Annotated in this window: 21 protein-coding genes and 1 pseudogene; 15 read left to right on the forward strand and 7 right to left on the reverse strand. The window is 59.1% G+C overall.

Features of this window, described 5'->3' with window-relative positions; translation table 11 throughout:
* The 3 genes and pseudogenes from A7K61_RS25670 to A7K61_RS25675 form a co-directional block, all read left to right on the forward strand.
* Nucleotides 1–730 (forward strand): ribonucleotide-diphosphate reductase subunit beta (locus A7K61_RS25670; protein ID WP_139129554.1); only part of this gene is annotated, 730 nt, incomplete at its 5' end.
* A 66-nt stretch (nt 731–796) separates the two neighbouring features.
* Nucleotides 797–970: pseudogene (locus A7K61_RS31775) on the forward strand (HNH endonuclease); the annotation flags it as partial.
* 72 nt (nt 971–1,042) lie between these two features.
* Nucleotides 1,043–1,690 carry an HAD-IB family hydrolase gene (locus tag A7K61_RS25675; protein WP_069558625.1) on the forward strand — a complete coding sequence of 216 codons (648 nt, stop codon included), beginning with the start codon at nt 1,043–1,045 and terminating at the stop codon, nt 1,688–1,690.
* Between the two features lie 132 nt (nt 1,691–1,822).
* Here the strand turns inward: A7K61_RS25675 and vapC are convergent, their stop codons facing one another.
* The 3 genes from vapC to A7K61_RS25690 form a co-directional block, all read right to left on the reverse strand.
* The gene (vapC, locus tag A7K61_RS25680) at nt 1,823–2,221 is read right to left on the reverse strand and encodes a tRNA(fMet)-specific endonuclease VapC (protein WP_069558626.1); all 399 of its coding nucleotides are present in this window, start codon (nt 2,219–2,221) and stop codon (nt 1,823–1,825) included.
* Nucleotides 2,221–2,451, reverse strand: coding sequence for a type II toxin-antitoxin system VapB family antitoxin (gene vapB / locus A7K61_RS25685; protein ID WP_034135537.1), 231 nt, complete (start codon nt 2,449–2,451; stop codon nt 2,221–2,223). The genes vapC and vapB overlap by 1 nt, the downstream gene beginning before the upstream one ends.
* A 323-nt stretch (nt 2,452–2,774) precedes the next feature.
* Nucleotides 2,775–3,734: a LysR family transcriptional regulator gene (locus tag A7K61_RS25690; protein ID WP_069558627.1), complete on the reverse strand. Its 960-nt coding sequence runs from the start codon at nt 3,732–3,734 to the stop codon at nt 2,775–2,777.
* A 193-nt stretch (nt 3,735–3,927) separates the two neighbouring features.
* On the opposite strand from A7K61_RS25690, the gene argH reads away from it, so the two are divergent.
* The 7 genes from argH to A7K61_RS25725 all read left to right on the forward strand — a co-directional run bounded on the left by argH (nt 3,928) and on the right by A7K61_RS25725 (nt 10,806).
* The gene (argH, locus tag A7K61_RS25695) at nt 3,928–5,355 is read left to right on the forward strand and encodes an argininosuccinate lyase (protein WP_069558628.1); all 1,428 of its coding nucleotides are present in this window, start codon (nt 3,928–3,930) and stop codon (nt 5,353–5,355) included.
* Nucleotides 5,356–5,501: 146 nt separating this feature from the next.
* Nucleotides 5,502–6,380 carry an amino acid ABC transporter permease gene (locus A7K61_RS25700; RefSeq protein ID WP_044273622.1) on the forward strand — a complete coding sequence of 293 codons (879 nt, stop codon included), beginning with the start codon at nt 5,502–5,504 and terminating at the stop codon, nt 6,378–6,380.
* Nucleotides 6,381–6,404: 24 nt separating this feature from the next.
* Nucleotides 6,405–7,169, forward strand: a complete 765-nt coding sequence (locus tag A7K61_RS25705) for an amino acid ABC transporter ATP-binding protein (protein ID WP_003193648.1) — start codon at nt 6,405–6,407, stop codon at nt 7,167–7,169.
* Nucleotides 7,170–7,194: 25 nt separating this feature from the next.
* Nucleotides 7,195–8,016: an ABC transporter substrate-binding protein gene (locus tag A7K61_RS25710; RefSeq protein ID WP_069558629.1), complete on the forward strand. Its 822-nt coding sequence runs from the start codon at nt 7,195–7,197 to the stop codon at nt 8,014–8,016.
* Between the two features lie 167 nt (nt 8,017–8,183).
* Nucleotides 8,184–9,353, forward strand: a complete 1,170-nt coding sequence (locus A7K61_RS25715) for an MFS transporter (protein ID WP_069558630.1) — start codon at nt 8,184–8,186, stop codon at nt 9,351–9,353.
* Nucleotides 9,354–9,407: 54 nt separating this feature from the next.
* Nucleotides 9,408–10,358, forward strand: a complete 951-nt coding sequence (locus A7K61_RS25720) for a hypothetical protein (RefSeq protein WP_069558631.1) — start codon at nt 9,408–9,410, stop codon at nt 10,356–10,358.
* A gap of 91 nt (nt 10,359–10,449) precedes the next feature.
* Nucleotides 10,450–10,806: a helix-turn-helix transcriptional regulator gene (locus A7K61_RS25725; RefSeq protein WP_044273619.1), complete on the forward strand. Its 357-nt coding sequence runs from the start codon at nt 10,450–10,452 to the stop codon at nt 10,804–10,806.
* Nucleotides 10,807–10,813: 7 nt separating this feature from the next.
* Here A7K61_RS25725 and A7K61_RS25730 read toward each other — a convergent pair whose 3' ends face one another.
* The 3 genes from A7K61_RS25730 to A7K61_RS25740 form a co-directional block, all read right to left on the reverse strand.
* On the reverse strand, nt 10,814–12,259 hold the full coding sequence (locus A7K61_RS25730; protein ID WP_044273703.1) for an amidase family protein: 1,446 nt from the start codon (nt 12,257–12,259) through the stop codon (nt 10,814–10,816).
* Nucleotides 12,260–12,493: 234 nt separating this feature from the next.
* Nucleotides 12,494–13,156, reverse strand: a complete 663-nt coding sequence (locus A7K61_RS33240) for a hypothetical protein (RefSeq protein WP_238597310.1) — start codon at nt 13,154–13,156, stop codon at nt 12,494–12,496.
* Between the two features lie 140 nt (nt 13,157–13,296).
* The gene (locus A7K61_RS25740) at nt 13,297–14,355 is read right to left on the reverse strand and encodes an MBL fold metallo-hydrolase (protein ID WP_069558633.1); all 1,059 of its coding nucleotides are present in this window, start codon (nt 14,353–14,355) and stop codon (nt 13,297–13,299) included.
* 122 nt (nt 14,356–14,477) lie between these two features.
* On the opposite strand from A7K61_RS25740, the gene A7K61_RS25745 reads away from it, so the two are divergent.
* From A7K61_RS25745 to A7K61_RS25755, 3 genes are all read left to right on the forward strand, one after another.
* Nucleotides 14,478–15,107, forward strand: coding sequence for a TetR/AcrR family transcriptional regulator (locus tag A7K61_RS25745; RefSeq protein ID WP_069558634.1), 630 nt, complete (start codon nt 14,478–14,480; stop codon nt 15,105–15,107).
* A 187-nt stretch (nt 15,108–15,294) separates the two neighbouring features.
* A complete protein-coding gene (locus A7K61_RS25750) occupies nt 15,295–16,353 on the forward strand; it encodes a diguanylate cyclase (protein WP_044273616.1) in 1,059 nt (352 codons plus the stop codon).
* Between the two features lie 262 nt (nt 16,354–16,615).
* Entirely contained in the window at nt 16,616–17,935 is a 1,320-nt protein-coding gene (locus A7K61_RS25755) for a PAS domain-containing methyl-accepting chemotaxis protein (RefSeq protein WP_069558635.1), read from the forward strand.
* Between the two features lie 25 nt (nt 17,936–17,960).
* Here the strand turns inward: A7K61_RS25755 and A7K61_RS25760 are convergent, their stop codons facing one another.
* On the reverse strand, nt 17,961–18,845 hold the full coding sequence (locus A7K61_RS25760; protein WP_044273615.1) for a LysR family transcriptional regulator: 885 nt from the start codon (nt 18,843–18,845) through the stop codon (nt 17,961–17,963).
* A gap of 80 nt (nt 18,846–18,925) precedes the next feature.
* On the opposite strand from A7K61_RS25760, the gene A7K61_RS25765 reads away from it, so the two are divergent.
* Nucleotides 18,926–19,633, forward strand: a complete 708-nt coding sequence (locus tag A7K61_RS25765) for a CTP synthase (protein WP_047711622.1) — start codon at nt 18,926–18,928, stop codon at nt 19,631–19,633.
* A complete protein-coding gene (locus tag A7K61_RS25770; protein ID WP_047711623.1) occupies nt 19,630–19,950 on the forward strand; it encodes an antibiotic biosynthesis monooxygenase in 321 nt (106 codons plus the stop codon). The genes A7K61_RS25765 and A7K61_RS25770 overlap by 4 nt, the downstream gene beginning before the upstream one ends.
* Nucleotides 19,951–20,036 lie beyond the last annotated feature (86 nt).

The following is a 20,036-nucleotide window of genomic DNA, read 5'->3' on the forward strand; positions in this document are numbered from 1 at the left end:
CCCCGAGTGCCGCCAGTACATCCTGCGCCAGGCCTTCGAAGAAGCGATCCACACCCACGCCTACCAGTACTGCATCGAATCGCTGGCCATGGATGAAGGCGAGATCTTCAACATGTACCACGAGATTCCATCGGTCGCTAAAAAAGCCGCCTGGGGCCTGAAATATACCCGCTCGATCTCCGATCCGAAGTTCGAAACCGGCACCGTCGACACCGACAAAGAGCTGCTGCGCAACCTGGTCGCTTACTACTGTGTACTGGAAGGCATCTTCTTCTACTGCGGCTTCACCCAGATCCTGTCCATGGGCCGCCGCAACAAAATGACCGGCGTGGCCGAGCAGTTCCAGTACATCCTGCGCGATGAGTCGATGCACCTGAACTTCGGTATCGACGTGATCAACCAGATCAAAATCGAAAACCCACACCTGTGGGATGCCGAGATGAAAGAAGAAGCGACCCAGATGATTCTGCAGGGTACGCAGCTGGAGATCGAATACGCTCGCGACACCATGCCGCGTGGGGTGTTGGGCATGAATGCGGCGATGATGGAAGATTATTTGAAATTCATCGCTAACCGTCGTTTGACGCAGATTGGCTTGAAGGAAGAGTACCCAGGCACCACCAATCCATTCCCGTGGATGAGCGAGATCATGGACTTGAAGAAAGAGAAAAACTTCTTCGAGACCCGCGTGATCGAGTACCAGACGGGTGGGGCGTTGAGCTGGGATTGATCCAGATTAAGCACTAAAGGAAGCCCTGACATGTTCAGGGCTTTTTTTCGTCGGTGAAAAAGGAATTTGCCATTTCTTGAAGTACATCACGTCAAGCACCTGGCCCGGAAGGGTTCGGATCGCCCCCCCAATGCTGTAGCCTTGTGCCCCAATTGCTATCAGCGTTGTCACCAGTCAAGTGATCGGGAAGCTTTCACCGAAGAGCTTTACGCCAAAATTGGAAGATTGGCACGGGAGTAGACTCCCGTTGTCACAGCTGATGTCAGCTTAAAAACTATTAGATAGGACCGAGGCCAACCCGTGAACCCAGACATGCTCGAAGCCGGCCCCGCAGACGCCAAAGTACTTTCCGTCTTTGACTTCGACGGCACCCTCACCCACCACGACAGTTTCGTGCCCTTCCTCAAGTTTGCCTTCGGCACCGGTGAGTTTTATGGCCGGATGGTCAAGCTGGCGGTGCCGGGGCTGCGGTTTTTGGTGCGGCAGATCAGCCGGGATGAGTTGAAGGCGCAGTTGATTCGCACCTTCATGACCGGGGTGAAGAAGGCTTGGGTTGAGCAGCAAGCACAGGAATATTGCCAGGCGCGCTGGAGCAAGTTGATGCGCCCGAGCGGTTTGCAGTCGGTGGCGGATGAGGTGAAGTCCGGGGCGGTGGTAACGCTGTGTTCGGCGTCGCCGGCGTTGGTGTTGCAGCCGTTTGCCGACCGGCTTGGCATTCGTTTGATCGGCACTGAGCTTGAGGTGGTGGATGGGGTGCTGACCGGCAAACTCACCGGGAATAATTGCCGTTGTGAGAACAAGGTGCTGCGGCTTGAGGCGGTGTATGGGGACCTGGGGGAGTATCGGCTCAGGGCCTGGGGCGATACGCGTGGGGATCGGGAATTGCTGGCGGCGGCGCAGGATGCGCATTTTCGGCATTTTCATGCGAAGAAGAAAAAGCGGGCTCGAGTGCAGCGGTGATGCGGGTGGGCGGGCGGGGTTGGCGGGTGAACCGAGGCGATCCCATCGCAGCCTCGCTGGGGCTCGACAGCTCCCACATTTGGATCGGCGTGGTGCGTAAACCGTATTCGGTACGGCATTTTACCTCGCCGCTTACACCCAATCTTCTACCCGCAAACCTGGCACGCGGTCGAACTCGCGCCGGTTGTTAGTGACCATAATCAGGCCCTGCGAACGGGCATGCCCAGCGATCATCTGGTCGTATGAACCTATCGGAGTACCAGCTCTCGCTAGCTCAGCGCGAAGTTGGCCTGTGTGCATAGCGGCATCCTGGTCGTATTTCAAAACTTCCAGACGTGCTGCAAAGCCTTCGACATCAGCCAGGTTTCGCTCTGGGTTAGGTGATTTTTCCGCGCCGTAAATCAGCTCCATCAGGGTTACTGTACTGATAGCTAGTTGGCCATAGTGCTTTTTGAAGGTTTCGCGCACCTGCTGAGGTCTGTTTTTGATTGTGAAGATACAGATGTTGGTATCGAGCATGAACTTGAGCATTAAAAAGATTCCCGCTCTTGGTCAGCAGGCTGATCTCGGTCGTTCATGAAATCCGGCGTGACACCCTCGCCATCGAACCAGCTGTCCCATGACTCACCGGCTGGGGTGATGATTCGGGCCCTACCGATTGAGACGACATCTACACGTTTTACGTCATCCGGCAGCGCAGCTGCCTTTGGCAAACGTACAGCTTGGCTGCGGTTGCTTTGAAATACAGAACCTTGATCCATATTGGCCTACCTCCAGTGGTCGTGTGATTACGCAACGCTACACCACGAAATGGATATGTCAATGGGATATACATTTCGTTACTGGTTGAACGTTGATTTTCGGCAAGCCAAGCATGAAGGCGCTCAAGGCCTTCATGAAACAGACCTATCATCCTCTGCGGTCGCGAAAAATAGTAATGAGTATTGAAATTCGTTAAAAAAATCCACTTCTCGCTTCGAAAAAGCTAGCGATACGGGTTTGTAGATCGACGGGCGACCGAGGTGCTCCCCCATCGCAGCCTCGCTGGGGCTCGACAGCTCCCACATTTGAGCTTTGTTGAGGCTTAGGCCGGCGTCTTCAGGTCTACACCCAGCGCTGTTGCAAAGGCTTTTACCATCGGGCTTCTCGGCGCGTTGTGACGCAGGATCAGGTTGAACGCGGTGCTCAGCTGTACCTGCTCCGGGCACAGTGCGCGCAGGCGTCCTTCCCCTACCAGTGGCGTGGCGTAGTGTTCTGGCAGAAAGCCCAGGAAGCGGCCGGTGAGGATCAGGATGGCGACGGCTTCCACTTGTGAGGCCGAGGCGGACTGGCTGTCGTGGTTGACGAAGTTGGCCTTGTCGCGATGGATCGCATACCGATGGTTCACCACTTCATATTGGCGAAGGGCATCGGGGGTGATGTCGCTGGCGGTGAACAGTGGATGCCCTACGGCGCAGTAGGCGTGGGCCTTTTCTTCGTAGAGCGGGAAGTAATCGAATTCTTCACGGCGTTGGTACACCGGGACGATGCCGGCGACCAGGCGCCCTTCCACGACGCCGCGTTCAACTTCGTCCAATTGCGAGGCATGTAGGCGCAATCTTATTTTTGGCGATTGGCGATGTAAGTTGCCCAGGGCGGTAATCAGCGGCGAGTTAACGTCGGAGACGGTGTTATCGATAACGCCCACACTCAGGTCGCCGATGAGTTCATTCTGTGCCGAACTAAGCTTGTCGCGAAAACTGTCCACCGAGGTGAATAACTCGATGGACGCTTGATACACCAACTTGCCTTCTTCGGTCAGCCCGAACCCTTCGCGGCCCCGTGTGCACAGGCGCATGCCGATGCGAATCTCCAGGTCGGAGATCTGTTTGCTGATGGCGGCCAGGCCCACGTTCAGCTCATTTTGCGCAGCACTGAAGCCGCCGGCTTCGACCACGGCCATAAATACCCGCAGCAATTTGAAGTCCAGCCCGCTCAGTTGCAGTGGTGCTCGGCTGCCAGGTTTTGGCGGCAGGTTTCCAGAAGTGGAAAGTGGGGTTTCCATAATGCGCGTTGACCTCGAGTGCCATATTCAACAGGCTTTAACCCAATCCTTGAACATAGCCAGGCGGCGATAATGAACATAAACATCCGCCCTTGGCAACCTTGAATACGGCGCGTCAGATGCCGGTTCTACGCCGATAAACTTCTGTTGAAACTGCCTCCGACTCTTCTAAAAACAAGCGTGAGGAACACCCATGTCCCAGCCCACCGACCGCCTTTGGGGCGCTCGTTTCAAGACCGGTCCGTCTGCGGCATTGGCCGCGTTGTCGCGTTGCCCTGAGCGTTATTTTCGCCTGACGCCCTACGACCTGGCCGGCTCCCGCGCCCATGCCCGTGAGTTGCAGCGCGCCGGTTTGCTGGATGAGTCAGAAACCCTGAGCACCCTCGAAGCCCTGGACCGTATCGGTGAGGATTTCGCTGCCGGTCGTCTGCATCCCACCCTGGATGATGAGGACGTGCACACCTTTATCGAACGCGTATTGACCGAGCGCCTCGGTGCCCTGGGCGGCAAGTTGCGCGCCGGGCGCTCGCGCAATGACCAGACGGCCAACGATCTGCGCCTGTTCCTGCGTGACCATGCGCGCACCATCGCCACCGAGGTGTTGGGCTTGCAGCAGGCGTTGGTTGAACAGGCCGAGCAACATGTGCAGAGCATCTGCCCGGGCTTTACCCATTTGCAGCAGGCGCAACCCATTGTGTTCGCCCATCACTTGCTGGCTCACGCGCAGTCGATGCTGCGCGATGTGCAGCGCCTGGTGGATTGGGATGCGCGTACGGCGCTGTCGCCATTGGGCGCGGCCGCCATGGCAGGTTCGGCGATAGCACGTCAGCCGCAGCACTCGGCCAAGGAAATGGGCTACACCGGGCCGTGTGAAAACTCCATCGACGCTGTCGCCAGCCGTGACCATGTGGCGGAGTTCCTGTTTGTGGCGGGCATGCTCGGGGTGAATATTTCGCGACTGTCGGAGGAGTTTTGCCTGTGGTCATCGCGCCAGTTTCGCTGGGTGGTGCTGGACGATGCCTACGCCACCGGCAGTTCGATCATGCCGCAGAAAAAGAACCCGGACATTGCCGAACTGGCGCGGGGCAAGGCCGGGCGTTTGATCGGCAACCTGACCGGGCTGATGTCGACGCTCAAGTCGTTGCCACTGTCGTACAACCGCGATTTGAGTGAAGACAAGCACAGCGTGTTGGACAGTGTGGACACCTTGCTGCTGGTGTTGCCGGCGATGGCCGGGATGGTGGCGACCATGAAGGTGCAGGTAGAGGAGTTGCGACGCCAGGCTCCGATGGGTTTTACCTTGGCGACTGAGGTGGCGGATTGGTTGGCCACCCGTGGGGTGCCGTTCAAGGAGGCCCATGAAATAACCGGCGCGCTGGTGCAGGCTTGTGAGCAGCATGAGATTGAGTTGTGGCAAGCCTCGCCGGCGATGTTGGCCGAGGTGGATGGGCGGCTCACCCCGGACGTGCGTGATTGCCTGACCCTGGAGGCGGCGATTGCGGCGCGCAGTGGCTGGGGTGGGACTGCGCCGGAGCGGGTGAAGGAGCAGATTGGGCGGTTGAAGACGGCACTGGTCGCTCAGCAGCAATGGGCCGACACCTACACCGGTTTCAGAATTTGAACGCGCTCACTTTGTAGGAGCGAGCTTGCTCGCGAAGCACCCGAAAATAATGCGGGGTGTCAGGTTGCCCGCGTTAGCGTTGACGATTCTCGCGAGCAAGTTCGCTCCTGCAGTGGGCGGTTGTGTACAGCATTTGGAGTAGCAGCATGAGCCAAACCCCGGCAGAGCGCTTGGAAGCCGAGCGCAAGTTGTCCGAGAACCAGTTCGATATCACGCAGTACGAGCATGTCCCGCGGCGCTATTACGGGCGGATGTTTTTTGCCACGTTGATCGTGATTGTGTTGGCGGCGCTGTTGCGCGCGTTTGCCAATGGCCAGATCGAATGGTCCTACATTGGCCAGTTCCTCACATCGCAAGCCATCCTGTGGGGCCTGGTGAACACCATCGTCATGTCGATCCTGGCGATGGCATTGGGCGTGGTGATCGGGGTGATCACGGCGATCATGCGCATGTCGGCCAACCCGATCCTGCGTTACGTGGCCATCACCTACACCTGGCTGTTTCGCGGTACACCGCTGATTTTGCAGTTGCTGCTGTGGTTCAACTTGGCGTTGATCTTCCCGGTGATCGCGATTCCGGGCCTGTTCAGCATCGACACCGTCGACCTGATGACGCCCTTCGTGGCAGCCCTGCTCGGCTTGAGCATCAACCAGGGCGCCTACACCGCCGAGGTGGTGCGGGCTGGCTTGCTGTCGGTGGACACAGGCCAGTACGAGGCGGCCAAGTCCATCGGCATGCCGAGCCTGCAGGCGCTGCGCAGGATCATTCTGCCGCAGGCCATGCGCGTGATCATCCCGCCGGTCGGCAACGAGTTCATCAGCATGGTGAAAATGACCAGCCTGGCCAGTGTGATCCAGTACTCCGAGCTGCTGCACAACGCGCAAAACATCTACTACGCCAACGCCCGGGTGATGGAGCTGCTGATTGTGGCGGGCATCTGGTACCTGGCGGTGGTGACTGTTCTTTCATTTGGTCAAAGCCGCCTCGAGCGTCGTTTTGCCCGCGGCGCCGGCAAGCGTTCGTAAGTCTGGGTTGAGGAGATTTGCCCCATGAGAAGCATCGTCAAGGCCGTCAACCTGAACAAGTATTACGACCAGTATCACGCCCTGCGTGACATCAATATCGAGGTCGAGCAAGGCGAGGTGATGTGCATCATCGGCCCGTCCGGCTCGGGCAAAAGTACCCTGCTGCGTTGCGTCAACCAGCTGGAAAAAATCGACAAGGGCGGCCTGTGGGTCGATGGCGAACTGGTCGGTTACCGGGTGGTCGGCAACAAGCTGCACGAAATGAACGAAGCGCAGATCGCCCGCCAGCGCCTGGCCACCGGCATGGTGTTCCAGCGGTTCAATTTGTTCCCGCACATGACCGTGTTGCAAAACATCATCGAAGGCCCGTGCCAGGTGCTCAAGCGCTCGCCCAAGGAAGCCATCGAAGATGCGCTGGAATTGCTGGCCCGCGTTGGCCTGGCGGACAAGCGCAATGCCTACCCGGTGGAATTGTCCGGTGGCCAGCAACAGCGTGTGGCAATCGCCCGGGCCTTGGCGATGCGCCCCAAGTTGATGCTGTTTGACGAACCCACGTCAGCCCTCGACCCAGAGCTGGTAGGCGAAGTGCTGTCGGTGATGCGCGATTTGGCCACCACCGGCATGACCATGATCGTGGTCACCCATGAATTGGGCTTCGCTCGCGAAGTGTCCAACCGCATGGTGTTTATGGACGCCGGCCAGATTGTGGAAGCCGGCAGCCCCGAAGACATTCTAATAAGCCCACAAAACCCGCGTACCCAAAGCTTTATTTCTGCCGTTCGCACTTAACTAAAAAACTAACGAGAACGCCCCCATGAAAAAGATGTTTATCCCTACCTTGCTTGCAGGCCTGATGGCCTCCTCGTGTGTATTGGCAGCCTTGCCGCAAGCCATCAAGGACAAGGGTGAGATCAGCGCGGCCATCGTGCCGAACTACCCGCCGATGGACTTCAAGGACCCGGCCACCAACAAACTCACCGGTTTTGACTTCGACCTGGGCAACGCCCTCGCCGAGCGCCTGGGCGTGAAGATCAAGTGGCAGGAAACCGGCTTCGAGCAGATGCTCAGCGGCTTGACCACCAAGCGTGTGGACATCGTGCTGTCAGGCATGACCGACACCGCCGAGCGCCAGAAGGCCGTGACCTTCGTCGACTACTTCACCAGCGGCCCACAGCTGTACACCCTGGCCAAGCGTGAAGAGATCAAGGAATTGACCGACCTGTGCGGTAAAAAAGTCGGCACCAGCCGCCGCACCACCTGGCCGTCGGAAATTACCGCCTGGAGCAAGGCAAACTGCGAAGCGGCGGGTAAGCCGGCAATCGTGGTGATCGGCACCGAAGGCTCGGCAGATGCCCGCGCGCAGTTGCAGCAAAACCGCCTGGATGCGGCGATGCAGGGCAGCGAGACCATTCCTTATTTGATGTCGTTGGACAAGGGTAAGTACAAGGCGGTGGGGCTGGCGATTTCCAAGCAGTTCACCGGGCTTGGGATTGAGAAGAGCAATACCGAGTTGGTCGCGGCGATCAGTGAGGCGTTGCAGGGCATGATTGATGATGGGACCTATGCCAAGATCCTGAAGAAGTGGGATCTGGAGCAGGGGGCGGTCGAGAAGATCAGCATAAACGCAGGCCAGTAAACACTGCAAAACCCTGTGGGAGCTGGCTTGCCTGCGATAGCGGTGGTTCAGCCAATGACGATGCAAACTGGCCCACCGCTATCGCAGGCAAGCCAGCTCCCACACTGGTTCTGTGTTCACATTTAAGTTGTGTTGTCGTGAAGGTATAACAAGGATCCCACCCCACTGTGGCCACCTACTCCCTGGTAATCCGTCGCCTGATGATCTGCTCGGTGACCATCGTGGTCAGCCGCGCCATGACCAGCCCGTTGCTGGCCCTCTGGCTGAGCACACGCCTGGGCCTCAACCAGCAGGACATCGGCCTGCTGATGGGGATTGCCGTGTTTATCGCCACGCTCCTGGGGTTGTACGGCGGCTACATCATCGACCGCCTGGAAAAGCGCAAGCTGCTGATCCTGGCCATGCTCTCCAGCTCCATCGGTTTTTTGTTGCTGACCTTTGCCAGCAACCTCTACCTCACCACCCTGACCCTGGTCATCACTGAAGCCGCGTCGGCGTTGTTCCTGATCGGCTCCAAGGCGATCATCAGCGAGAACCTGCCGGTGGGTGAGCGCGCCAAGGTGTTTTCCCTGCGCTACACCCTGACCAATGTGGGCTATGCGACCGGCCCGATGTTGGGCGTATTGATTGCTGGCCAACTGCCGTGGGCGCCGTTCCTGATTGCCAGTGCCATTGCCTTTGGCAGCCTGTTCCTGATGATCGGTATTGCGCCGACTCAACGGGACGACAGTCATAAACCCCAGAGCTTTCTCAGCACCCTGCGCACCTTGCGCAGCGACCGCACGTTGATCCTGTTCACCAGCGGCAGCCTGTTGAGCACCATCGTCCATGGGCGCTACACCCTGTATCTGTCGCAGTTTTTGCTAGTGGCCTACACACCCGACCAGGCACTGAAAATTCTGTCGGCGGTGCTGGCCTGCAACGCCATCACCGTGATTTTGATGCAGTACCAAATCGGTCGATTCCTCAAGCGCGAGCAACTGCGCCATTGGATCGTGCTGGGTACCTTATTGTTTATTGCCGGGTTGGTCGGCTTCAGCCAGGCGAACAGTCTGCTGAGCTGGTGCCTGGCGATGTTCGTGTTCACCTTGGGCGAGATGATCATTTACCCCTCGGAATTTCTGTTTATCGACACCATTGCGCCGGATGCACTACGGGGCAGTTACTATGGTGCCCAGAACCTGGCCGCGTTTGGCGGGGCCATGAGTCCGGTGATTTGTGGCTACCTGCTGATCAACGCAGCACCCACCAGCATGTTCTTTGCCCTGGCCGCACTCACTGCCATAGGCGGCACCCTGTGTTTCTTGAGCGGGCGCCGCGTGGCAGGTTCTTGCTGATATTTACCCAAGATCCGGCTATTAATAGCCAAACCTCTGACGGACCCGAGCCCCATGAAATTCGACACGGCCTACAGCCTGAGTCTCGACGACAAGCTGTCGATCTATGACGTGCGAGACCTGAATTTCGACGAAACCACCGGCTTCGATTCCGACAAGGACAGCTTTCTGTGCCCCAACGACGCCTGCCGCGCGGCCTTCGATAGCACCAATGCGCTGAGCACTTTCAACGCCAAGAACGTCAACTACCAGCGCACGCCGCACTTCAAGAACAAACCCGGCACTCGGCATATCGATGGCTGCCGCTATGCCGGCAGCCATAAATCGGCGACGGGTGAAAGTGATGACGAGCGTGAGGAAAATTTCCCATCGGAGTTTGTGCTGACGCGGCGACTGTACGCGCCTAAAACGCCGGTAGTCGGCAACGACGCAAGCGCCCTGCAAGAACCGACGAAAGCGCCTGCAAACCGCGCGTCGACATCCTCTGGCAACAGTGACACAACCCCGGACAAAACCAGCGTGTTCGCACACCCGGTGGAGTGCTACGTGTCCAACATCGATGACAAGGACAAGCTCAAGGCCATGTCCTTGAAGATCGGTGAGCACACGGCGAGCTACTGGGCATTCTTCAAGAGGATCGAATACCTGCAAGACAACCAGGGTTTGATCTACTGGGGCAAGATCAAGGCCATCAAGGACTACACCAGCAGCTTTCGCATCGACTTCGAGAAGAAGGTGTGGCTCGACAAGAAGCCTTATTCGGTGAACGTCTACCTGAGCAAAAAGCTCATCGAAAACTACCGCAAGCGCACGGCATTCCTGGAGCAGATCAAGGCGGCGGCCAGCAGTGAACGGCCGCTGTATTGCTTTTTCTATGGGGTCACACCGCAGCTTATGCAGGTGCCCAGTAAGAAAAACCCCGAGCAAACGTTCGGGGTATTCAGCGCCAGGATCGAGAACCTGGACCACCTGATTATTCGTGAGGCGCCAGCGCTGGAATCATAAGGGGTTGCATCGCCAGTGGATGAGCGGTAGAAACAACTGTACAAAAACACAGTATAGTTGCACCTCCCCTGTCGAACCTGGAGAAAACCCCATGTCCTCTCTGGCAATGAGTTCTTTCGTAGAACAACAGATCGTCCTGCATCAATTCACCGCCAAACACTGCGCGCAGGCGCGCGTCATGCTGGGCTGGAGCCGCGAAGAGCTGGCTCGCCAGGCTGGCGTGGCGGTACCAGCAATTGAGCAATTGGAAGGCCACGGCGACGTGGACGATGAAACCCGTTTGATCCTGGCGTTTCGCCTGGAGGCCGAAGGGCTGGTGTTTTTCCCGGGGTTCGCACCGGGGTGGGGGATGAGTGCGCGCCGGTTTGATACCCCGGCGGCGCAACCTTCTGTGCAAGGCCTCATTTCTCAATTGATGGGTTCAACAGTGGCAACCAGCAGAGGCTGACTCAATTTCAGCCGTTGGTGGCCTCAACCGTTTTATCTGGACTGGCTGGTGTTTGCGTAAAAGGAATACCTGGGAGAAAAGCCGGTTCTCGGATGGCCTGCGAGGCTTGTTCATAACCATAGGCGACAGAGAGCAAGGTGGCTTCACTATTGCCGGAGCCATAAAAATAAAGTGCTGTCGGCATGCCTTCATCATCCATGCCTGATGGAACGGATATACCGGGGTACCCGGCCGCAGCACTGTAAAAATAGTTGTGGGACAGAAAGTTCGACACCATGGCGTCGAGCTTGTGCTCCTTCATGGGGTCATCAACGGTTTTCTGAAATACAGGAAGGATCGCTTCCCACAACGCCTCGCGTTTTTGCGGGGTGGTCTCCAGGTCATTGATCATTTCCAACAGTTTCTGGTCTGGCTCACCAGCTTTGTGCGTGCGTTTGATAAAAGCGATCAGCTCAGAAAGTGATTTGACCGGCAAGCCCTCCCGCCCGGCGAGATAGTCGTCCAGTTGCTGCTTGACCTCGGAGAAAAGCGCTTCGTTATATGCTTCAAAAGCTTCATCTGACACGCTATCTTCCAGCGCCTCCACTGGCACCAGGATCGCACCCTGGGCCTTCAATACCTCCAGCGCCTGCTCATAGTGCTTGCGGTCTGCTCGCTTGGCTGGGTCCTTGGCCTCCTCAGCAGACAGCTCAGGTAAAGGGGTATAGCCAATTCGCTTACCCTTCAAGGCGTCGGAACGCAGGCCCTTGGTATACACAGTGGTCTCGGTCATTGCGTTAAGCGCTTCTGCCGCATCGCAGATATTGCGAGTGAAAGTCCCCACCGCATCCATGCGGGTGCTGGTCATGATGCCTTCGGTGCTGACCAGGCCCGTCGTGGTTTTCAGGCCAAACACACCGTTGTGGGCTGCCGGGCTGATGATCGAGCCGTTGGTTTCCAGCCCCAACGCCACCGGCACATGCCCTTGCGCTACAGCTACTGCCGAGCCAGAACTGGAGCCTGCCACCGGCCCGCCAAGTCGATGCGGGTTCAACGTCTGGCCACCTCGGGAACTCCAGCCATCGGCAGGTGATAGTGAGCGAAAGTTGGACAGCTCACTCATATTGGTTTTGCCTACAATCACCACTCCGGCTTTCAGCAAATTGTCGACGACCTTGGCATTTTTAGTGGCCGGCGCGCCAACCAAAGCCTTTGAGCCTGCGCTGGTCTGCATGCGGTCGTTGGTTTCAAAGACATCCTTCAGCGCTATCGGCACACCATGCAAATGCCCGCGAACACGGCCATCGGCACGCTCCTTATCGCGGGCCTTCGCCTCACTGAGGGCATCCGGGTTGGTTTCCAAGAATGCATTGCCGCCCTGTAGCCCGCGATCAATATTGGCAATTTGCTTGAGCGAGTCCTTCAACAGTGACTCTGAGGTGACGCCGCCTCCCTGGCCCATCTCCACTGACATCTGGCAGGCACTTTTGAAACCTTGCACAGGGTTTGAAAGCTCCTGAAGCAGGCCTGTCGCCCATCCACCTGCCGAAACTGGTCCGATCATCAAATGCCCCTCTTTTTGACTGAGTGTGAGCGCTATCTGCCGATAACACCGCACCAGTCTAAGAGCCGACACCCCACGGTTATTTCAGGCGAATCCTGCCACCGCGTCCTACCCTTCCCAGCCCGGTGTAGGCATCTATACCGTCTATGGCCGAAGCACGCGGTAAGCGCGCACCAGTGCCGCCAAACGATCACCTGCCCAGCGCGCGCCGTAAAACCAGACTCGGGAGCCATCCTCCAGGGTTTCACACGCCGTGGGGTATCCGCTTCTGGAGGCGTGATGGAAGGCGGCTTCCGGGTCCTCCGACACCAGGGCATCCAGGCGAAGACCTGCCACCAGTTCATCGATTTCACGACAGGCCTGCTGACTGTCGCCACTGCGCTGCATGTCCACCGCTACCCATTGCACACCGGCGTGACGCAGGGTGTCGAAAACCCGCTGCAAAGCCGCGCTGCGCTCAACCGGCTCTACCTGATTGCCCTGCACATAGCGCTCGGCATAGCCGATCCGATAGCCCGTCAACGCCTGCGTGGCGGTGAAGGTGGTGTTATTCAATACCAGCGGTACTTCGACCATTACCGGTTCGGTAGGGTCCACGCCGCTGATGGCGACAAGTGATAGCGCCGGGTCACGTACTGGCCGTATATGGGGCGCCAGGGCGTTATACCCAGGGACGAGCGTGGCGCCCGCAGCCTGTTCGGCGCCAAAGACAATAGAAGTGGGGGCTGCATGGGGTGGTGAAGCGGGCACGTCGGCGGCGTTTATTGGCGCGGGCAGTGGCTGGGCTGGGGCGCAAGGCAACCCCATTCTCCAAAGCTTCTTACAGTGGCTGTCCATCGAAACGTCCTCCCGGAGATAAAATTCCCGCGGGATCATCGCACTCTCATTTGGCGTTTGTCGCAGAGCTGAAATCCGCTGAAAAACTCTTTTCCAAGCGGGTTTTCGGCTCAGCCTGCTGCGTGTTCGTTAACCGGTTGAGGCTCCACTTCCAGCCACCAGGCATGCCCACGCTCGGGCTGAATCAAGCGAAATGCCTGGCCCATTGCCGGGGTGGTGATCGAGACATTGCGCTCCCAGGCCAGGGCCATGATGCGGTCGAACGGTTCGTGCCAGGCGTGGAAGGCCAAGTCGAAGGTGCCGTTATGAATCGGCAGCAGCCAGCGCCCTTTCAGATCGATATGCGCCTGCAGTGTCTGCTCAGGCTGCATGTGCACATGGGGCCAATCAACATTGTAAGCGCCGGTTTCCATCAGGGTCAGGTCAAACGGCCCGTATTGCTCGCCGATGCGTTTGAAACCGTCGAAATAGCCGGTGTCGCCACTGAAAAAGATACGTCGCGTGTCGTCGATCATCACCCAGGAGCACCATAGGGTCTGGTTGCCATCAAACAGGCCGCGCCCGGAAAAGTGCTGGGCCGGCGTGCAGACAAAACGAACGCCATCGACTTCGGTGCCCTGCCACCACTCCAGTTGGCGCACTTTGCTGGCGTCTACGCCCCATTTGACCAGCGTGTCACCCACGCCCAAGGGCGCCAGGAAGTAGCGGGTCTTTTCGGCCAATTGGACCACTGCTTTGCGGTCGAGATGGTCGTAATGATTGTGGGAAAGGATTACCGCTTCCAGCGCTGGCAGCTCTTCAAGACTGATCGGCGGCTGATGAAAACGCTTGGGGCCGGCCCAACGAAATGGCGAGGCGCGCTCGGCAAACACCGGGTCGGTGACCCAGAATTTACCGCGCATTTTCAGCAACACCGTTGAATGGCCGAGGCGATACACGCTGTGATCAGGTGCGGCCAATAACTGCTCGCGAGTCAGTGGCTGTACCGGAATCTGCCCCACCGGCCGGGTGGTGCGCGGTTTGTTGAACAGCATGTTCCAGAAAATACGCAGGGTCTTGCCCAAGCCACCGTGCTGCACCGGGGCGTCGTTGCTGAAGTGCCCCAGGCCCTGCTCGGCAGGCTTGGGCGCCGAGGGCGCAGGGTCGAGACGGGTTGAAATAGTGGCCATGACGAAGTGACTCCTGCGGTCCGCTCAAGTATTACACTGCACAGTGTAGTTTCTAGATTGCAACAAAATCCGGAGCAAGTAAACTGCTCGGTGTAATTTCATTGTTGAGTCGAATGCCTTCCATGACTGCCCCCAAACGCCTCACCGAGCGTAAACGCGAAGCCATCGTGGCGGCGGCGATTGCCGAATTTCGCGAGAACGGCTTCGAGGTCACCAGCATGGACAAAATCGCCGCCACTGCGGGCGTTTCCAAGCGCACGGTGTACAACCATTTCCCTAGCAAGGAAGAACTGTTCGCCGAGATCCTCCACCAGTTGTGGGCCAGCAGTGTTGCCCAACTGGACGTGATCTACACCAGCGACCGCCCCCTGCGCGACCAACTGCGCACGTTGCTGGAAGCGAAAATGCAGATGATGTCGGACGCCAACTTCCTCGACCTGGCACGCGTGGCCATTGCTGCCACCATCCATTCGCCGGAGCGTGCGCAAGACATGGTCAACCGCCTCAGCGCACGGGAAGAAGGCTTTACCCAATGGGTACGCGCCGCTCAGGAAGATGGCCGCCTCACCTGCACCGACCCGGCGTTCGCTGCCCATCAGATCCAAAGCCTGCTCAAGGCTTTTGCGTTCTGGCCGCAAATCACCCTCGGCCAGCCCACCCTCGACCTTGTCGCACAGGCCCACGTCATCGAATCGGCCATCGACCTGTTTCTCGCCGGTTACGAAGCCAGCACGCAGCACCCGCCCCAGTAAGCCCTGTTGCAGGCGCGACATTTAAGGTCGTTTCTGGCGTATTTACCCGCTGTTTTGCGCAAATGGCCTGGAAGGACACTGATTAATCCCACGGGAATAATCGACAATTCACCTTTCTTATCCGACCACCGGCTCTGCCCGTTGACGCGTGCTGTTGCACCCGCAAAAAAAGTTGACCCAGGACACTATGGAAAACAGACGAGGCAAAGGGCTTTCATTTGCCAGGCGAATCTACACGCCAAGGATTATCGGCCTGGGTATCGGCAGCATCAGCGTGATCGGCGCGTTGTATCCCTTGTCGATGCCCGGTTGGGTCTGGGCGTTGCTGTTGTTCAACGGCATTGCCTGGCCGCACGTGGCGTACCTGATTTCCACCCACTCGCCGTTTCCCTACCAGGCCGAACAACGCAACCTGCTGTATGACTCGGTGCTGGGCGGTTTTTGGGCCGCTGCCGCCCAGTTTTCACCACTGACAGCGGTGACCATTCTGTCGATGATGGCCATGAACAACGTCGCAGCCGGTGGCAAACGCCTGTTCCTGCGCGGGTTGCTGGCACAGGCGGCCGGTATCGCGGTGGCCTGGGGTCTGTTCGGCGTCAAGTTCGACCCCAGCGTCAGCCTCACCGAGGTCTACACCTGCCTGCCGATGCTGACGCTCTACCCGATGGCCATCGGCATGGTCTGTTACCAGTTGGCGATCAAACTGTCGGAGCACAAACGCGCCCTCAGCGCCCTGAGCCGCGTCGACAGCCTTACCGGCCTGCTCAACCATGGTTCATGGAAAGACCTGCTCAACCTCAAGTTTCACAAGTGCCAGCAGCAACAGGGCCAAGCGACCATTGCCTTGATCGATATCGACCACTTCAAGCACATCAACGACGTGCATGGCCACACCGTCGGTGACGCGGTACTGCGCCAGTTGAGCCAAGCGCTGCGCGAACACTTGCGCGAAGAAGACCTGGCCGGCCGCTACGGCGGCGATGAGTTCTGTGTGATTCTGCCGAAAATGCCCCTGCACGCCGCTGCCCAGGTGATGGAACATCTACGCGAAACCTTCAGCGGCTATCGTCATGCGCAGATCCCCGACCTGCGCGTCAGCCTGAGCATTGGCCTGGCGGATTTCCACCCGTCGTTCAAGGACGCGGTCATGTGGCTCGATGCGGCGGATCGCGCGTTGTACACCGCCAAAAACAGCGGCCGCAACCGCGTCAAGGTCAGCGAATGCACGGCCGCTCATTCAGCCTGAGTTGTCTGATGACAACTCGTCCGAATCTTGCTCCGTCCACCTGCTGCAATAGCATAATGCCGCCATTGGTCGCCTGGCCAAAATAGTCCTGCCTGATGGGCGAACTTCCAGGCCGATTGATCACTCTGAGACCGTTGTTCCACCCCCTCTGTCAGCATCAGGAAGCTGGCAATGAGCAAGTCAACCGTAAGGCCAGGGGCCCTACGGGGTCAGGCGCAAATACATGGACCCCGCATACGCTTGCATGCCCGAGCCCTCCACCATGCTATTTCACACTCACAAGAAAACCATCAGTACCCTGCAACACAGCCTTGCCCAACAGACCAGCCTGCTGGACGCCATTGAGCGCTCCATGGCCGTGATCGAATTCGACCTGCAAGGCACCGTGCTGCGCGCCAATGACAACTTCTTCAAGACCATGGGTTACCGCGCCGAACAGATCCTGGGCCAGCCCCACCGGATGTTCTGTACCCCGGCGTTCGCCCGCAGCGCGGATTACAACCAGCTGTGGACACACCTGCGCAACGGCCAATTCCAGTCGGGCACCTTTGAACGAGTAGGCGCCAACGGCGCCTCGGTGTGGCTGGAAGCCAGCTATAACCCGGTACGGGATGAAGCGGGGAACGTGATCAAAGTGGTGAAATACGCCATGGACGTCACCCCACGCCTGCAGGCCGAAAGCGAAGCCAACGCCAAGCTCGAAGCCATCGACCGCGCCATGGCGATGATCGAGTTCAACCTCGACGGCACCATCATCACCGCCAACGGCAATTTCCTGCAGCGCATGGGCTACAGCCTGGCGCAGATCCAGGGCAAGCATCATCGCCTGTTTTGCACGCCCGAGCTGGCCAACAGTGCGGCCTACAGCGAGTTCTGGAAGCGCTTGAACCAGGGCGAGCTGTTCAATGGCCAGTTCGAGCGGGTGGACAAACACGGCCAGGTGGTGTGGCTGGAAGCCAACTACAACCCGGTGTACGACGCCAGCGGGCGCCTGTGCAAAGTGGTGAAGTTCGCCTCGGACGTCACCGCCCGCGTGCTACAGCATGCCGCCGACGCACAAAGCGCCGCACAGGCTTATCACCTGTCGTTGAACACCCAGGAGATGGCGGAAAAAGGCGCCGAGGTGATTCAGAAAACCGCCACCGGCATGCGCGAAATTGCCGTGGATATCGACACCTCTTCGCAACTGATCGCCAAGCTGGGCGAGCGCTCGCAACAGATCACCGCCATCGTCAATACCATTCGCGGCATTGCTGACCAGACCAACCTGCTGGCCCTCAACGCCGCCATCGAAGCCGCCCGCGCCGGCGAGCAGGGCCGTGGCTTTGCCGTGGTGGCCGATGAAGTACGGCAACTGGCGGCGCGCACCAGCGGCTCCACCGCCGAAATCTCCGGCATGATCGCCATGATCCAGGACGAAACCCGCCAAGCCATCGACAGCATGGACGCCACCCGCGACCGCGCCGCCCAGGGTGTGGAACTGGCCAACCAGGCCGGCACGGTGATCCTGCAGATTCGCGAAGGCACCGGCGAGGCGGTACAGGCGGTGAGCGCGTTTGCGAACGAGCGAGGTAATCGCTGACCCATTGGCGCTGGCTGTCTGGAGGTTAACTTCGCAGCCAGCGCACATGCCGCCCCAGCTCATCAAACAGCGTCACCACCGAGCGCAACGCCCGGCAATCAGGCCGCGTCAACAACCACAGCGCCGTATCGTGCCCTGCCAGCGCAGGGCCCAGCGGTTGCAGGCCATCGCCCATGAGAAAATCCGGCAGTGCCGCCACGCCCAATCCAGCCCTTACCAATTCGGTCACCGACTGCATGCTGTTGCACCGATAACGGGGACGCACGCCCGGCAAATGTTCACGACGCCAGATGACGGTGGGGTGATCGGGTAAAAAGTCGTCTGGCGCGATCCAGGCCAGGTCGGCCCAGTCATGGCCTGGGTGCTGGCGCGCATAGTCGGCACTGGCACACACCTGATAGGTCACCGGCCCCAGGCAGCGTCCGACAAGATGCGCTGGCGGCGCCTTCGTCAGGCGCAGGGCGATATCCGCATCGCGGCGGCTGAGGTTGGCGAAGTCATTGGAGGTGCTCAGTTCCAGGGTCAACGCCGGGTAGGCCGGCATGAACTGCGCGAGGGCCGGCAACAGCAAGCCTTGCAACACCGAGTCGGTGCAGGTCAGGCGCACGGTGCCGCTGATCACTTCACCGCCCTGCTCCACGCCAATGCGCGCCGCCTCCAGCGCCTGCTCGGCACGCTCGGCCTGTTGTGCCAGGTTGCTCGCCAGGCTGGTGGGCAAATAACCGGCACGGCTTTTTTCAAACAGGGTCTGGCCCAGCGCCGCCTCCAGCCGTCGCACCGCACGGAACACCGTGGACACATCCACCCGCAGCAACGCCGCCGCCCGCGCCAGAGTGCCGCCGCGCACCAGCGCCAGGATCAATGACAGGTCAGCGTAGTCGATTTGATAGTGCGTGGCTGCATTGAACATGTGGGCAAACGCCAATATTGATTGCGTGAGCGCCAATCTATAGTGGGTATCAACCCACCACAAGCCATGGGACGTACACGATGCCAACCCCCGCGCTGCACCTTGCCCTGATCGGTGACTACCACCCCGATGTGACCGCCCACCAGGCCATTCCCGTGGCCCTGCAACAGGCCGCCGACGCTCTGGGCCTGAGTGTCCAGGTGCAATGGCTGGCCACCGACACCCTCACCTGCACTTCTGCCCTGCACGACTTTGACGGCTTCTGGTGCGTGCCCGGCAGCCCCTATCGCGATGTCGACGGCGCCCTGCGGGCGATCCGTTTTGCCCGCGAACAAGGTCGCCCTTTCCTCGGCACCTGCGGCGGTTTTCAACATGCCGTGCTGGAATATGCCCGCAACGTGCTCGGTTGGGCCGATGCCCAGCACGGCGAATTAGTACCGGATGCTGAGCGCGCCGTCATCACGCCGCTGGACTGCTCCCTGGTGGAAGTGAGCGACACCGTGCGCCTGGCCCCATACACGCGCATTGCCCAGGCCTACGGCAGCCTGGCTATCCACGAAGGATACCGCTGCCGCTACGGCATCAACCCCACCTTCGCCGACGCCCTGCTGCAAGCCAACCTGATCCCCACCGGCCACGATTCGGCGGGCGACCTGCGCGCGGTGGAACTGCTCGACCACCCGTTCTTCGTCGCCACCCTGTTCCAGCCCGAACGCGCCGCGCTCAAGGGCATCACGCCGCCGCTGGCGATTGCGCTGCTCAACGCCTGCCAGGAGGTATCGGCATGATCGCCAAGACACCCGCCCCACCGTATTACGCGGTGATTTTCAGCTCGCTGCGTACGGATGGCGATCAGGGTTATGGCGAAGCCGCCACACGTATGCTGGAACTGGCCAGGCAACAACCGGGGTTTCTGGGGGTGGAATCAGCGCGGGAGGATGGGCTGGGAATCACCGTGTCCTATTGGACCAGCGAGGCGGCGATCCTGGCCTGGAAACAGCAGGCCGAGCATCGGCAGGTGCGCGAGCAAGGGCGGGCCACTTGGTATGCGGCGTTTCACACGCGAGTGTGCAAGGTAGAGCGGGCCTACACCTTCCCCACTTGAAATACTGCCCCTTGTGTGAACTGGCTTGCCTGCGATGACCACAGGTATCTACACAATCTTGTAGGTTGTAGCAGCCAACGGTAACC

The organism is Pseudomonas sp. AP42 (genome assembly GCF_001728935.1).
GTDB classification, from domain to species: Bacteria; Pseudomonadota; Gammaproteobacteria; order Pseudomonadales; family Pseudomonadaceae; genus Aquipseudomonas; species Aquipseudomonas lactis.